Source organism: Streptomyces sp. NPDC047072 (assembly GCF_040643855.1).
GTDB lineage: Bacteria > Actinomycetota > Actinomycetes > Streptomycetales > Streptomycetaceae > Streptomyces.
In genome coordinates, this window is the sequence record NZ_JBEYVC010000037.1 from 34090 (window position 1) to 48083 (window position 13994).

The window sequence follows — 13994 nt, forward strand, 5'->3', positions numbered from 1 at the left end:
CTCTAGAACTTCGGCGCGTTACGGGACCGCTGCACCCGCGTGGTGCGGCGGTCCCGCGCGTTCCAGCAGGCCTTGTGCCAGTGCCGGCGCTCGTCGACGCCCGAGTGGTCGGGCCAGGCCACCACGTGCGGGACGCCGTCCGGGATCATCTGGTCGCAGCCCGGGCAGCGGTACGACTTGCCCTGCGCACTGGCCCCGGCGACATGCCGGACGTTCCACTCCTCGCCCTGCCAGTTCGTCGAGGACTGGAAGCCGCCGTAGCGGCCCGACCCGTCCGCGTCGGCGCCACGGCCGGACGGGTCCGACGAGCCGGAACCCTTGGGTCGGTTGCGACGCGGGGACACGGGACACCTCACGGGGCTATACAGGAAGCAGGGACCGTGTCCAGCCTACGCGGCGGGAGACGGGGTACGCGTAGGGAACCAACCCCCACAAGTCCCCCTCCGGGGCGACCCATTCTGAAGACAATCGGCAAATCTCTCCGCCAGGCCGTGTCCTCGGCACGTGTCAGGCGGTTATGCGGGTGGGGGAGCTCCGCGTCGGAGCCAAGGAAGCAGGAAAAGCACATGCACGTAGGAAGTTTCGTGTTGGCGGCCCAGTTCCCGGGACAGGGCCAGGGGGAGGCGCTGCACCGCGCGGTCCGCTCGGCCGAGGTCGCGGAGGAGGCCGGCCTGGACGCCGTCTGGCTGGCCGAGCACCACTTCGTGCCGTACGGCACCTGCCCGTCGGCGATCACCCTGGCCGCGTTACTGCTGGGCCGCACCCGGCGGATCCGGGTCGGCACCGCGGTGAGCGTGCTGCCCACCGTCCATCCCGTCGCCCTCGGCGAGCAGGCCGCGCTGCTCCACATGACGAGCGGCGGGCGCTTCTCGCTGGGCGTGGGGCGCGGTGGGCCGTGGGTCGACCTGGAGGTGTTCGGCTCCGGTCTTAAGGCGTACGAGAAGGGGTTCCCGGAATCACTCGATCTGCTGGTGCGCTGGCTGCGCGAGCCCTCCGTCGGGGCCGCCGGCGAGCGCTACCGCTTCCGTGAAGTGCCCGTCGTACCCAGGCCGTCGGAGTCGCTGACGGACGCCGAGGGGCCCGAGGTGGTCGTCGCCTGCACCTCCCCGGCGAGCGTCCGGCTGGCCGCCGAGCGCGGGCTGCCGATGCTGCTCGGGATGCATGTCGGGGACGAGGAGAAGGCCGAGATGGTCGCCCTGTGGCGCAGGCTCGCGCGCGCGGCGGGACGGTCACCGGAGGAGACCGAGAAGGCGGCCCATGTCTCCGCCGGGGTCTGCCAGATCGCGGACCGCCGTACCGACGCCGTGGAGGCGCTGGTGAAGGCGATGCCGGGCTGGCTCAGGCAGGGGCTCGGCGCCCATGTCACGGTGGACGGCCGGGCCCGGCAGATGCGCGATCCGGTGGCCTACACCGAACTCCTCTGCGGGCTGCACCCGGTGGGCACCCCGCGGCTGTGCGCCGACCGCCTGGCGGCCACCGCGGAACGGACGGGCATCTCCCGCTTCGCCCTGCTGGTGGAGGGCTCGGGAGACCTCGCGGCCACCGAGGAGAACGTACGACGGCTCGGTGCCGAAGTGCTCCCGCACCTCGGGTGAGCGCCACGGAAAGCTTGCCGCCCCGGACTGATCGCACCTCCCGCGTCCGGAGCGGCAAGCAGGCGGCACTGCTCAGCAGTCCCTGAACTCCGGGGACTGGTTGAGCAGTTGGCTGCGCACCGAGGTGAAGCGGGCCAGTGTCTCGTCGACCGAGGCATCCAGCGGGAACACCGCCACCCGGTGGCAGTTCTGGAAGGCCAGCCGCACTCCGAAGTGCCGCTGCAGGGCGCCGCGTATCGCGTCACTCGCGAGCGCACGCAGCAGCTGACCGCGTGCCTGCTCGTCCGGCGGGGGCGTCTGGTTGTCGGCGAACGCTCCGCCGTCGACCTTCAGCTGGGCCACCAGGGAGCCGATCATCTCCCATGCGTAGGGCAGGGAGGTCCGGACGCAGTCGACGAATTCCGCTTCGTCGACCTCGCCTCGCTCGGCCTTCTCGAGTAGGGCCGGTGAGACGTCGAGCGACATGGGTTCTCCTCTCGCACCCCCGAGTTCCTCAGGGGTTGCCGGACAGATAAGGGAGTCCGCGCTGCTGGACACTCTCAGTACACGCATCGCGACCTCCCGTTTACTACGGTAGGCAACGGACCGTGACGGCACCAGGAGAATGCGCACATAGGGCGCTCCCAATAGGCACACAATCGGCCACAAGTGAACAGGGGTCTTCCGGAGTCCTCTGGGCCGAATCGCGTGGACATGCGCCCGTCGAGTAGCGTTGCCGACCATGCGTCTCGTCATTGCCCGGTGTTCCGTCGACTACGCGGGCCGGCTCACCGCCCACCTGCCCTCGGCCCCCCGTCTGATCCTGGTGAAGGCCGACGGGAGCGTCTCCATCCATGCGGACGACCGCGCCTACAAGCCTCTGAACTGGATGTCGCCGCCCTGCACGTTGAAGGAGGGGACCGGGGACTTTCCCGAGGGCGCCGTCGGCGTCTGGACCGTCATCAACAAGGCGGGCGAGAAGCTCATCATCACGATGGAGGAGATCCTCCACGACTCCTCGCACGAACTCGGCGTGGATCCCGGCCTGATCAAGGACGGCGTGGAAGCACACCTCCAGGAGCTACTCGCCGACCGCATCGAAACCCTCGGCGAGGGCTACACGTTGATCCGGCGCGAGTACATGACGGCCATCGGGCCCGTCGACATCCTCTGCCGGGACGCCGAGGGGCAGACCGTCGCGGTCGAGATCAAGCGGCGCGGCGAGATCGACGGCGTGGAGCAACTCACCCGCTACCTCGACCTGTTGAACCGCGACCCCCATCTCGCCCCGGTCCGCGGCGTGTTCGCGGCGCAGGAGATCAAGCCCCAGGCCCGCGTCCTCGCCACGGACCGCGGCATCGGCTGCGCGGTCCTGGACTACGACGCGCTGCGCGGGATCGAGGACGACAAGCTGCGGCTGTTCTGAGACCGAGTTCTTTCCGTCCTACGACGACGAAGGCCGGGTCCGTGACGCGGACCCGGCCTTCTTTGCGCCTGTACGTCAGATGATCTGCTGCGAACTGCTCGGCGAGACGGCGGTGCTGGTCCCCGGGGCGGCGGAACTGCTCGTCTCGACCGGGGTGGTGGGCGCCGTGCCGCTGGCGTTGTCGGAGGTCGACGGGGTCACGGTCGGGGTCGCGGGGTCGGTCGGCGACTGAGACGTCTCGGACTCCGTCGGTGTCGGCGTCCCGGGATCGGACGAACCGCCGGACGGTGTCGTCGTAGGCCTGGTCGAGCTCGACGACGGCCTCGGTGTCGTCGGCCGGGTAGAACTCGACGAACTGCCGCCCTGCGTCCCACTCGGCCGCCCCGAAGGCCGCGCCGCATCCGTGGGCGTCGGATCATCGGACGTCCCCCACGTCCCGTCCGGTCCCGGATCCGTCGGCCGGGACGTCGCCGTCCCCGTGTCTCCGGATTCCCCGTCGCTCGGCGCGTCCGCGCCCAGGTTGCCGTCGTCGATGCCCACACTGGCCGAAGGGTTCACGCTGACCTGGTCGGACGGGTTGTTGGCGTCGTTGTCGGAGGTCGCGCCGAGTGTGACCACCGTGCCGAGCACGGCGACCAGCAGGGCGCCCGCGCCGGCCGCGACGAGGTTGCGCTTGGCGAGCCCCTTCAGGCCGCCCCGCAGCTTGTTGTGCGCGGCCGGTCCGGGCGTGGGTGAGGCGACCGTGCGGTGCACGACCACCGTCTGGGACTCGCCGACCGGCGGGAAGGCCGTACGGATGCCTCCCGGCGGGGACGCCGACTCCTCGTGGCGCGCGTCGGGCACCTCCTCCCCCGCCGTCGCGCCGAGTCCGAGCGGCACACCGGAGCGGTCGGCGACCAGCGCGAGGGCGCGGCGACCCGCCACGGTGCCCCGCTTGTCGGCGAGCGCCCCGCGGAGCCCGAGGGCGGCCTCCAGCTCGGCCCGGGCCCGGTCGTACTGTCCGTCGCAGAGCGCGAGGACGCCCAGTTCGTGGTGGAAGTAGGCCTGTTCGGACACCTCGCCGGCGAGCTGTGCGGCCTCCGTACCGGAGCGCAGCACCCGCTCCCAGGCGCCCCAGTGGCCGCCCGAGGCGAACGCGGGCGCGGCCGTGCGGGCCAGCTGCACGGCGACGCTCTCCTCGCCCTCGGCGGGCGGCACGGTCGCGGGGACGAGGACCGCGAGCGCGGCGAGCAGGGCGTCGGCCTCGGCGCACACCCGCTCCGGGGTGACCGAGGGGTGCCCGGCCCACCAGGCGTAGTGCTGGGCGGCGGTGCGGGCGGGGGTCTCGACGTCGTCGCCGTATCCGGCGGCCTCCAGCTGGGCGAGGACGCCCGCGGCGAGCCGGTAGCGGGCGCCGACCGGGGAGACGAGCCCGCAGTCGGCGAGTTCGCCGAGGGCGGCGTCCGCGTGGGTGTCGCCGACCAGCGCGGGCAGGTGGGCCTGGTGCGGCACCTCGCCGCCGAGCGCGACGGCGAACCGCAGGGTGGCCCGCGCGGACTCGCTCAGCCGGGCGGCGAGCAGGGGTGCGGGCGCGGCGGCCTCGCCGAGCGCCGGCAGGGGTATCCGCTCCTCGTCCTCGGCGGCGAGCGGCGCGTCGACCGGGCCCAGGGCGTCCGCGAAGACGCCGAACTCGTCGACGGCCCGGGCGTCGGCCCGCTGCCGGTCGCGCTGCCCGAGCAGGGCGCCGGCCTGGACGAAGCGCAGCGGCAGGCCCTCGGACTCGAACCAGAGGTCGCCCGCCCAGTTCGACTCCTCCTCGGTGAGCGCGCGGCCGACCACGCGCTCCAGGATGTCCACACAGTCGGCGCGCTCCAGTCCGGCGAGGAAGACCTCCTCGACGGCGGACTCGGCGGACGGCGCGGGCACCTCCGGCGTGGCGCCGAGCAGGAAGGCGCACTCGGGCGTGGCGTCGAGCAATTCGTCGAGCCGGGCGCCGCCGAACGCCAGGTCGTCCAGGACGACGACGGCGCCGATCTCCCGGACATGGCCGAGCAGTTCGTCCGGGTCCGGCCGGTACAGCGGCGAGTCGAAGACGGCGTAGAAGAGGTCGTACAGCAGCTCCTGCGCGGTGCGGCCGAAGCCGTTCAGGCGGACGACGCCGTCGGGAGCGAGGTCCGCGCAGTCCTCGGCGACGAGGTCGAGCAGGCCCGTGCGGCCGGAGCCGGCCGGGCCGGTCAGCCGGACCGAGCGGCCGCGCGCGAGCAGCCGTACGAGACGTTCGCGGTCGTCCTGGCGGGCCAGGAGCGGCAGGGCGGTGCGGGTGGGGCCGGGCGGCACCGGCGGCCGGGCCGCGCGGTCCACCTCGGCACGCTGGGCGGCGCCGTACTTCTCGGGACGGGCGGGCCGCTCCCCGGGCGGGCAGGCCTCGATCTCGCTGCCGTCGACGGGGTTGACGGTGAGCAGGTGGTCGCCCACGACGAGCTGCACGGTGCGGGCGAGCGTGGGCGAGTGCTGGCCGAAGTCGGTTGTCAGGGGGTCCCTGGGCGGGCGCTGGCGGGGCGCGTCGGCGTCTCCGTCATGGCCGTACTCCTCAGGTCCCCGGTTGTTCGGGTCCATAGGTCAAGCCCCCCAAAAGCGTCTCGTGTGCCGTCAGTGGCCCCTCCCGGCCTGCAGCACACAGCGCTGTCGCTTCTGGTCCGGGCCCGCCGACCGGTATGCAGGCAGCGGGCGACCGAACCCTAAACCTTCGCACAGTATCTACGACAGCCCGGGGTACCGCGCCGTCCGAGACGTCACAGTCTCGTGAGAATTGCGCGCGCCGCGTGGTTCACACGCGGGGCAGCGCCTCCGCGTGGATGCCGCCCTCGATCGCCAGGATGCGGTGCAGCCGGGTGGCGACCAGCAGCCGCTGCATCTGCGGCGGTACGTCGCGCAGCACCAGGCGGCGGCCGCAGCGGCCGGCCCGGCGGTGTGCCCCCATGATCACTCCGAGACCGGTGGCGTCCCAGGAGTCCAGCTCGGACAGATCCAGCACCAGGTCGCCGGCGCCGTCGTCGACGGCCGAGTGCAGGACCGTACGGGCGTCCGCCGCGCTGCGGACGTCGAGGCGGCCCCCGACGACCAGCTCGGCGTGGTCGCCCCTGATGTACATATGCGCTCCCCGAGAGTGCGTGTCGTACTCCGCGAATGTGATGTCCAGTGATGACACCTCTGACTGCGGGAAGCAGCCGGAGGTTGCCGTCTGTAAGCGAACCGATACCGAATTCACCCTCAGGAGCGAGACCTGTGGGGCGTGTGCGGTTTCGGTAAGCGATCAGTACGTGTAGAAGCCCTGCCCGCTCTTGCGTCCGATGTCACCGGCGTCCACCATCCGGCGCATCAGCTCCGGCGGGGCGAACTTCTCGTCCTGGCACTCGGTGTAGATGTTGCCGGTGGCGTGCAGCAGGATGTCGACGCCGGTCAGGTCCGCCGTGGCCAGCGGGCCCATCGCGTGGCCGAAGCCCAGCTTGCAGGCGAGGTCGATGTCCTCGGCGCTCGCCACGCCCGACTCGTAGAGTTTGGTCGCCTCGACGACGAGCGCCGAGATGAGCCGGGTGGTCACGAACCCCGCGACGTCGCGGTTGACGACGATGCAGGTCTTGCCGACCGACTCGGCGAACTCCCGCGCGGTGGCGAGGGTTTCGTCGCTGGTCTTGTAGCCGCGGACCAGCTCGACGAGCTGCATCATCGGCACGGGTGAGAAGAAGTGCACGCCGACGACCCGCTCGGGCCGTTCGGTGGCCGCCGCGATCTTGGTGATCGGGATGGCGGAGGTGTTGGAGGCGAGCACGGTGTCGTCCCGCACGATCCGGTCGAGCGCGCGGAAGATCTCGTGCTTGACCTCCAGCTTCTCGAAGACCGCCTCGACGACGACGTCGGCGTCCGCGGCGGCGTCCAGGTCGGTGGTCGCGGTGATCCGGGCGAGCGCGGCGTCGGCGTCGTGCGCCTCCATCCGGCCCTTGCTCACGAACTTGGCGTACGACGCCTCGATGCCGTCGGTACCCCGCTTCAGCGCCTCGTCGGTGACGTCACGCAGGACGACGTCCCAGCCCGCCTGAGCGGAGACCTGGGCGATCCCGGAACCCATCAAGCCGGCGCCGATGACGGCAAGCTTCCGTGCCACTGTTGCGACTCCCCTTTGAAACGCACGCACCCGTGTTGACATTGCCTCTTTCGCGGACACTAGCGCTCGTGAGGTGCTGTGTGACCGGTAAGTAATGCGCGTCACGTCTCATCTGACGGACATCACACCGGATGGGGTCAGGAGCGGTCTCGTACGGCGTAGTTGAGGACCTTCTCGCTCAACGGCTCCTCGATGTCGTCCAGAAGGACGAACACCTCTCGGCACACTTCGTCCGAATTGCGCCCGGCGACCGTCTCAGCGGATCCAGCCGATCTGACCGCCGATCAGTCCGACCAGCGGGTCACGGGGAGCGGCTCCGGTCTCCTCGTGGATGCAGCGCATGAAGCGGCCACACTGCTCGCGCCGGCCGACGGTCTGGTGATCGTCGACAAGGGCGTGGTCGTGGCGGAGGGCACCCCGACCCGACCGCGCTGAAGCTGCGGTACGGCGGCTCGATCGACGCCCCCTCCAGGACACCTTCCGCGCCATCACCGGCGTAGCCGTACAGGAAACCCATGCTTCTCCACGACACCGCACTCATGTACGGCCGCTACCTCCGCCAGTCCCTCCGCTGATGCCGCTGCCGTACCTGGAGAAGAGCGCGGGCATCGTCGACCGGATGCGGGTCACGCCCGTCAGCCGGCCCGGGCTGCTGCTGGGCCGGGCCGTGCTGCTGGTGCCGGCCGCGCCGGCGATGAAGGTGCGCGAGACGCGTGCGTCGGCGCGTACACGACCGGTCACATGCTGTACGGCGTGCTCGCCGTGACGGTCGGCACACGCGTGTTCCGTTCCGCCGGGTCGTAATTACGCTGGGCCCATGGTCAATCTGACGCGCATCTACACCAGGACCGGCGACAAGGGCACCACCAACCTCGGCGACATGAGCCGGGTCGCCAAGACCGATCCCCGGATCTCCGCGTACGCGGACGCCAATGAGGCGAACGCCGTGATCGGTACGGCGATCGCCCTGGGCGGGCTCGGCGAGGAGGTCGTCAAGGTCCTCACCCGCGTCCAGAACGACCTGTTCGACGTGGGCGCGGACCTGTCGACGCCGGTGGTGGAGAACCCGGAGTTCCCGCCGCTGCGGGTCGAGCAGTTCTACGTCGACAAGCTGGAGGCGGACTGCGACCGCTTCAACGAGCAGTTGGAGAAGCTCCGCTCCTTCATCCTTCCGGGGGGAACTCCGGGCGCGGCCCTGCTCCACCAGGCCTGCACGGTCGTACGACGCGCCGAGCGCTCCACATGGACGGCCCTGGAAGCCCACGGCGACACCATGAACCCCCTCACCGCGACCTACCTCAACCGCCTCTCCGACCTCCTGTTCATCCTGGCCCGCTACGCCAACAAGGAGGTCGGGGACGTGCTGTGGGTGCCGGGCGGGGAGCGCTGAGCGCTGCGCGGCCGGGTCCAAGCGCCCGTGTCGGCACAGGAGTTGGGGGTCTGAAACCCCGAAGCACCGCCGTATACAAGAGTGGTCCAGACCTATTGACCGCTGGTCCAGACCTTTCTATTCTCACGGCACCGTGGGTGTGAAGGCTCAGTCACGCCCCCAACTCCCCGTGAGGAGGCGCATGATGCGCTTCAGACACAGAGCCGCGGCCGCTCTCGCGACCCTGTTGCTCCCCTTCGCCGGGCTGGTCGGGCTCGCCAGTCCCGCCCAGGCGGCGGCCTCCGCGACCGCCACCTACGCCAAGACCCAGGACTGGGGCACCGGCTTCGAGGGCAAGTGGACGGTGACCAACACCGGTACCACCAGCCTCAGTTCATGGACCGTCGAGTGGGACTACCCCTCCGGCACCTCCGTCACCTCCGCCTGGGACGCCGACGTCACCTCCTCCGGCACCCACTGGACCGCCAAGAACAAGTCCTACAACGGCACCCTCGCCCCCGGCGCCTCCGTCTCCTTCGGCTTCAACGGCGCGGGCTCCGGCTCCCCCTCCAACTGCAAGCTGAACGGCGGCAGTTGCGACGGCGGCACCACCAACCCCGGTGACAGCGCGCCCAGCGCCCCCGGCACCCCCACCGCCTCCGACATCACCAACACCTCGGCGAAGCTGAGCTGGAGCGCGGCCACCGACGACAACGGCGTCAAGAACTACGACGTGCTGCGCGACGGCACCAAGGTCGCGACCGTGACGACGACGTCGTACACGGACACCGCGCTGACCGCCGGCACCACCTACTCGTACACGGTCCAGGCCCGGGACACCGCCGACCAGACCGGCCCGGCCAGCGGCGCGGTCTCGGTGACCACCACCGGCACCACCGACCCGCCGCCGAGCACCGGCGACAAGGTCAAGCTCGGCTACTTCACCGAGTGGGGCGTCTACGGCCGCAACTACCACGTCAAGAACCTGGTCACCTCGGGCTCGGCGGCGAAGATCACCCACATCAACTACGCCTTCGGCAACGTCAAGGACGGCAAGTGCGTCGTCGACGACACCTACGCCGCCTACGACAAGGCGTACACCGCCGACCAGTCCGTCTCCGGTGTCGCCGACACCTGGGACCAGCCGCTGCGCGGCAACTTCAACCAGCTGCGCGAGCTGAAGGCCAAGTACCCGAACATCAAGGTGCTTTACTCCTTCGGCGGCTGGACCTACTCCGGCGGCTTCGCCCAGGCCGCCGCCAACCCGGCCGCGTTCGCGGCGAGTTGCAAGTCGGTCATCGAAGACCCGCGCTGGGCCGACGTGTTCGACGGCATCGACATCGACTGGGAGTACCCGAACGCCTGCGGTCTGACCTGCGACACCAGCGGGGCCGCCGCCTTCAAGAACCTGATGTCGGCGCTGCGCACGGAGTTCGGCTCCAGCTACCTGGTCACCGCGGCCATCACCGCGGACGGCTCCTCCGGCGGCAAGATCGACGCGGCCGACTACGGCGGCGCCTCTCAGTACGTCAACTGGTACAACGTGATGACGTACGACTACTTCGGCGCCTGGGCCACCACCGGCCCGACGGCCCCGCACTCCCCGCTCACCTCGTACTCCGGCATCCCGACCGCGGGCTTCAACTCCGCCGACGCGATCGCCAAGCTGAAGTCCAAGGGCGTGGCCTCCAGCAAGCTCCTGCTCGGCATCGGCTTCTACGGCCGCGGCTGGACCGGAGTCACCCAGGCGGCCCCCGGCGGCACGGCCACCGGACCCGCGCCCGGCACCTACGAGCAGGGCATCGAGGACTACAAGGTCCTCAAGACGTCCTGCCCGGCCACCGGCACCATCGCGGGCACGGCGTACGCCTACTGCGGCAACAACTGGTGGTCGTACGACACTCCCGCGACCATCGCCGGCAAGATGACCTGGGCCAAGAACCAGGGCCTGGGCGGCGCGTTCTTCTGGGAGTTCAGCGGCGACACCAGCAACGGAGAGCTGGTGAGCGCGATCAGCAACAACCTGTGAGCACTACGCGACATTGACGCGCTGACCGGGCGGGGCTGCCTCAAGCCACGCGAGGAAACCGGTCAGCGCGTCTTCGCTCATGGCGAGTTCGAGACGCGTGCCCCGGTGCAGGCAGGTGAGCACGATGGCGTCGGAGAGGAGAGCCAGCTCCTCCTCGCCCTCGGGGAGGCGTCGGCCGGCCACCTCGATCGCGGCGCGCTCCAGGATCCGGCGCGGGCGGTATGCGTAGGAGAAGACCCGGTACCACTCGACGCGGTCGCCGTTGTAGCGGGCGACGCCGTAGCTCCAGCCTTTTCCGCTGGTGTCGGTCTTCTCCGGCACGTCCCAGCGCAGCGAACAGTCGAAGGTGCCGCCGGAGCGCTGGATGAGTCTGCGGCGCAGACCGAAGACGAACAGGCCCAGTACCACCAGGGCCACGACAATTCCGCACACAGTCAGAGCGAGGACCATCGACACCGACCTCCTCGTCTCCTAGGTACCGAAAACAGATAACGGAACGGAAAAAACATCCAGATCTGCCACAGCCGCGGTCGGCTCCGGATCGCTCCGGTGCCGACCGCGGCTGAGTGACGTCATACAGCTCCGCGCTGATTCAGCGCGCCGTCGCCGCGCGCAGTCGTACGTCCGCGCGGCGCTCGGCGACCTCGTCGCCCTCCGCCTTCGCGCGCTCCAGCTCGCGCTCCGCGCGCTGGACGTCGATCTCGTCCGACAGCTCGGCGATCTCGGCCAGCAGCGACAGCTTGTTGTCGGCGAACGAGATGAATCCGCCGTGCACCGCGGCGACGACCGTCCCGCCGTCGCTCGTACGGATGGTCACCGGGCCCGACTCCAGCACACCGAGCAGCGGCTGGTGACCGGGCATGACGCCGATGTCGCCGGACGTGGTGCGCGCGACGACCAGGGTGGCCTCGCCGGACCAGACCTCTCGGTCGGCCGCGACCAGGGCGACGTGCAGCTCAGCAGCCAAAGTGGCTCCTCGGGTCACCACCCGGCGGTTGTGCCGGGTGTTGGTTACAAGTCTAGTAGGCATGGATGAGGGGGCGGGACGTGCCCCGCCCCCTCATCAAGAGCTCAAAGGCTCACGCGGACCCGTGCGTCAGGAGACGCCCAGCTCCTTGGCGTTGTTCTTCAGGTCCTCGATACCACCGCAGAGGAAGAACGCCTGCTCCGGGAAGTGGTCGAAGTCACCGTCGATGATCGCGTTGAACGCGGTGATCGACTCGTCCAGCGGCACGTCCGAACCGTCGACGCCGGTGAACTGCTTGGCGACGTGGGTGTTCTGGGACAGGAAGCGCTCGACGCGGCGGGCACGCTGGACGACCAGCTTGTCCTCCTCGCTGAGCTCGTCGATGCCGAGGATCGCGATGATGTCCTGGAGGTCCTTGTACTTCTGGAGGATCCCCTTGACGCGCATGGCCGTGTTGTAGTGATCGGCCGCGATGTACCGCGGGTCGAGGATCCGGGACGTGGAGTCCAGCGGGTCCACGGCCGGGTAGATGCCCTTCTCGGAGATCGGACGGGACAGAACCGTCGTCGCGTCGAGGTGGGCGAAGGTGGTGGCCGGGGCCGGGTCGGTCAGGTCGTCCGCGGGGACGTAGATCGCCTGCATCGAGGTGATCGAGTGACCACGGGTCGAGGTGATGCGCTCCTGGAGGAGACCCATCTCGTCGGCCAGGTTCGGCTGGTAGCCCACCGCGGAGGGCATCCGGCCGAGCAGGGTCGAGACCTCGGAACCGGCCTGCGTGAAGCGGAAGATGTTGTCGATGAAGAACAGCACGTCCTGCTTCTGCACATCGCGGAAGTACTCCGCCATGGTCAGACCGGCGAGGGCCACGCGCAGACGGGTGCCCGGGGGCTCGTCCATCTGGCCGAAGACCAGCGCGGTCTTGTCGATGACGCCCGAGTCGGCCATCTCCTCGATGAGGTCGTTGCCCTCACGGGTGCGCTCACCGACACCGGCGAACACGGAGACACCGTCGTGGTTGTTGGCGACGCGGTAGATCATCTCCTGGATGAGCACCGTCTTGCCGACGCCGGCACCGCCGAACAGACCGATCTTTCCACCCTTGACGTACGGGGTGAGAAGGTCGATGACCTTGACGCCGGTCTCGAACATCTCGGTCTTCGACTCGAGCTCGTCGAAGTTCGGGGCCTTGCGGTGGATGCCCCAGCGCTCGCCCTCGTACTTCTCGTCGGCGTTCAGCACCTCGCCGAGGGTGTTGAACACCTTGCCCTTGGTGAAGTCGCCGACCGGCACGGTGATGGAGGTGCCGGTGTCGGTGACCGGGGCCTGGCGGACCAGACCGTCGGTGGGCTGCATGGAGATGGTGCGGACCAGGCCGTCACCCAGGTGCTGGGCGACCTCCAGGGTCAGCGTCTTCTTCGCGCCGTCCTGGGCCGGGTCGGCCACCTCGACGTGAAGGGCGTTGTAGATGTCGGGCATGGCGTCGACGGGGAATTCCACGTCGACGACCGGGCCGATGACCCGGGCGACGCGGCCCGTGGCAACGGCCGTCTCAACTGTCGTCGTCATTACCTGTCACTCCCCGCGGTCGCGTCGGCCAGGGCTGCGGTGCCACCGACGATCTCGCTGATTTCCTGGGTGATTTCGGCCTGGCGGGCCGCGTTGGCAAGTCGGGAGAGCGTGGTGATCAGATCTCCCGCGTTGTCGGTGGCCGACTTCATCGCGCGGCGCGTGGCGGCGTGCTTGGAGGCAGCCGACTGGAGCAGCGCGTTGTAGATACGGCTTTCGACGTAGCGCGGCAGCAGGGCGTCGAGGACGTCCTCCGCCGAGGGCTCGAAGTCGTACAGCGGGAGGATCTCGCCCTTGGGCGTGGCCTCCGCCGCGACCTCGTCGAGGCTGAGCGGCAGCAGCCGGGCGTCGAGCGCCGTCTGCGTCATCATCGAGACGAACTCGGTGAAGACGATGTGGAGTTCGTCCACGCCGCCCTCGGCCGTGTCCTTCTCGATGGCCTCGATCAGCGGACCCGCGACCTTCTTGGCGTCCGCGTAGGAGGGGTCGTCCGTGAAGCCCGACCACGACTCCACGACCTTGCGCTCGCGGAAGTTGTAGTGGGCCAGACCACGGCGGCCGACGATGTACGTGTCGACCTCCTTGCCCTCGGCCTCAAGACGCTCGGTCAGCCGCTCCGCCGCCTTGATGGCGTTGGAGTTGAAGGCGCCGGCCAGACCGCGGTCGCTCGTCAGGAGCAGCACCGCGGACCGCGTGACCGTCTCGGCCTGCGTGGTCAGCGGGTGCTTCGTGTTCGAGCCGGTACCGACGGCCGTGACCGCGCGGGTGAGTTCCCGCGCGTACGGCGCCGAGGCCGCCACCTTGCGCTGCGCCTTGACGACGCGCGAGGCGGCGATCATCTCCATCGCCTTGGTGATCTTCTTGGTCGCGGTGACGGATCGGATGCGACGCTTGTAGACCCGGAGCTGGGCTCCCATGAGTC

The 13994-nt window shown here is 69.9% G+C and carries 13 protein-coding genes and 2 pseudogenes; 5 read left to right on the forward strand and 10 right to left on the reverse strand.

From position 1 onward, the window contains the following. Positions 1 to 2: 2 nt before the first annotated feature. Positions 3 to 344 carry an ATP/GTP-binding protein gene (locus ABZ896_RS18355; protein ID WP_360929458.1) on the reverse strand — a complete coding sequence of 114 codons (342 nt, stop codon included), beginning with the start codon at positions 342 to 344 and terminating at the stop codon, positions 3 to 5. 222 nt (positions 345 to 566) lie between these two features. Here ABZ896_RS18355 and ABZ896_RS18360 point away from each other — a divergent pair, with 222 nt between their 5' ends. Beyond that, positions 567 to 1595, forward strand: a complete 1029-nt coding sequence (locus ABZ896_RS18360; protein ID WP_360929461.1) for an LLM class flavin-dependent oxidoreductase — start codon at positions 567 to 569, stop codon at positions 1593 to 1595. Between the two features lie 72 nt (positions 1596 to 1667). Here ABZ896_RS18360 and ABZ896_RS18365 read toward each other — a convergent pair whose 3' ends face one another. Then, positions 1668 to 2060: an SCO5389 family protein gene (locus ABZ896_RS18365; RefSeq protein WP_360929464.1), complete on the reverse strand. Its 393-nt coding sequence runs from the start codon at positions 2058 to 2060 to the stop codon at positions 1668 to 1670. A 256-nt stretch (positions 2061 to 2316) separates the two neighbouring features. Between ABZ896_RS18365 and nucS the strand changes: the two genes are divergently transcribed. Beyond that, positions 2317 to 3000, forward strand: a complete 684-nt coding sequence (nucS, locus tag ABZ896_RS18370; RefSeq protein WP_360929465.1) for an endonuclease NucS — start codon at positions 2317 to 2319, stop codon at positions 2998 to 3000. A 75-nt stretch (positions 3001 to 3075) separates the two neighbouring features. Here the strand turns inward: nucS and ABZ896_RS18375 are convergent, their stop codons facing one another. The 4 genes and pseudogenes from ABZ896_RS18375 to ABZ896_RS18390 form a co-directional block, all read right to left on the reverse strand. Next, a complete protein-coding gene (locus ABZ896_RS18375; protein ID WP_360929468.1) occupies positions 3076 to 5595 on the reverse strand; it encodes an ATP-binding protein in 2520 nt (839 codons plus the stop codon). Positions 5596 to 5806: 211 nt separating this feature from the next. Next, positions 5807 to 6130 (reverse strand): STAS domain-containing protein, encoded by a 324-nt coding sequence (locus ABZ896_RS18380; protein WP_360929471.1) that lies wholly within the window; start codon positions 6128 to 6130, stop codon positions 5807 to 5809. 162 nt (positions 6131 to 6292) lie between these two features. Then, complete coding sequence (locus tag ABZ896_RS18385) at positions 6293 to 7141, reverse strand: 3-hydroxyacyl-CoA dehydrogenase family protein (protein WP_360929473.1); 849 nt, start codon at positions 7139 to 7141, stop codon at positions 6293 to 6295. A gap of 137 nt (positions 7142 to 7278) precedes the next feature. Beyond that, positions 7279 to 7468 (reverse strand): annotated as a pseudogene (locus tag ABZ896_RS18390) (TetR/AcrR family transcriptional regulator); the annotation flags it as partial. A gap of 378 nt (positions 7469 to 7846) precedes the next feature. Between ABZ896_RS18390 and ABZ896_RS18395 the strand changes: the two are divergent. The 3 genes and pseudogenes from ABZ896_RS18395 to ABZ896_RS18405 all read left to right on the forward strand — a co-directional run. Then, positions 7847 to 7945, forward strand: a pseudogene (locus ABZ896_RS18395) (ABC transporter permease); the annotation flags it as partial. Between the two features lie 13 nt (positions 7946 to 7958). Next, on the forward strand, positions 7959 to 8531 hold the full coding sequence (locus tag ABZ896_RS18400; RefSeq protein WP_360929475.1) for a cob(I)yrinic acid a,c-diamide adenosyltransferase: 573 nt from the start codon (positions 7959 to 7961) through the stop codon (positions 8529 to 8531). 184 nt (positions 8532 to 8715) lie between these two features. After that, complete coding sequence (locus tag ABZ896_RS18405; RefSeq protein ID WP_360929541.1) at positions 8716 to 10539, forward strand: glycoside hydrolase family 18 chitinase; 1824 nt, start codon at positions 8716 to 8718, stop codon at positions 10537 to 10539. Between the two features lie 3 nt (positions 10540 to 10542). On the opposite strand, the gene ABZ896_RS18410 is transcribed toward ABZ896_RS18405, so the two are convergent. From ABZ896_RS18410 to ABZ896_RS18425, 4 genes are all read right to left on the reverse strand, one after another. Beyond that, the gene (locus tag ABZ896_RS18410) at positions 10543 to 10989 is read right to left on the reverse strand and encodes a DUF2550 domain-containing protein (RefSeq protein WP_360929478.1); all 447 of its coding nucleotides are present in this window, start codon (positions 10987 to 10989) and stop codon (positions 10543 to 10545) included. Positions 10990 to 11131: 142 nt separating this feature from the next. After that, entirely contained in the window at positions 11132 to 11506 is a 375-nt protein-coding gene (locus ABZ896_RS18415; protein ID WP_360929481.1) for a F0F1 ATP synthase subunit epsilon, read from the reverse strand. 129 nt (positions 11507 to 11635) lie between these two features. Next, the gene (gene atpD, locus ABZ896_RS18420) at positions 11636 to 13072 is read right to left on the reverse strand and encodes a F0F1 ATP synthase subunit beta (protein ID WP_360929484.1); all 1437 of its coding nucleotides are present in this window, start codon (positions 13070 to 13072) and stop codon (positions 11636 to 11638) included. After that, positions 13072 to 13989, reverse strand: a complete 918-nt coding sequence (locus tag ABZ896_RS18425) for a F0F1 ATP synthase subunit gamma (RefSeq protein ID WP_360929486.1) — start codon at positions 13987 to 13989, stop codon at positions 13072 to 13074. Before ABZ896_RS18425 ends, atpD begins: the two co-directional genes overlap by 1 nt. Positions 13990 to 13994 lie beyond the last annotated feature (5 nt).

Bases quoted from the DNA above. Each gene is read 5' to 3' on its own strand.
- ABZ896_RS18375 (WP_360929468.1), bottom strand. From the start codon at position 5,595: ATGGACCCGAACAACCGGGGACCTGAGGAGTACGGCCATGACGGAGAC.
- nucS (WP_360929465.1), top strand. From the start codon at position 2,317: ATGCGTCTCGTCATTGCCCGGTGTTCCGTCGACTACGCGGGCCGGCTC.
- ABZ896_RS18410 (WP_360929478.1), bottom strand. From the start codon at position 10,989: ATGGTCCTCGCTCTGACTGTGTGCGGAATTGTCGTGGCCCTGGTGGTA.
- ABZ896_RS18380 (WP_360929471.1), bottom strand. From the start codon at position 6,130: ATGTACATCAGGGGCGACCACGCCGAGCTGGTCGTCGGGGGCCGCCTC.
- ABZ896_RS18360 (WP_360929461.1), top strand. From the start codon at position 567: ATGCACGTAGGAAGTTTCGTGTTGGCGGCCCAGTTCCCGGGACAGGGC.
- ABZ896_RS18405 (WP_360929541.1), top strand. From the start codon at position 8,716: ATGCGCTTCAGACACAGAGCCGCGGCCGCTCTCGCGACCCTGTTGCTC.
- ABZ896_RS18400 (WP_360929475.1), top strand. From the start codon at position 7,959: ATGGTCAATCTGACGCGCATCTACACCAGGACCGGCGACAAGGGCACC.
- ABZ896_RS18425 (WP_360929486.1), bottom strand. From the start codon at position 13,989: ATGGGAGCCCAGCTCCGGGTCTACAAGCGTCGCATCCGATCCGTCACC.
- ABZ896_RS18365 (WP_360929464.1), bottom strand. From the start codon at position 2,060: ATGTCGCTCGACGTCTCACCGGCCCTACTCGAGAAGGCCGAGCGAGGC.
- atpD (WP_360929484.1), bottom strand. From the start codon at position 13,072: ATGACGACGACAGTTGAGACGGCCGTTGCCACGGGCCGCGTCGCCCGG.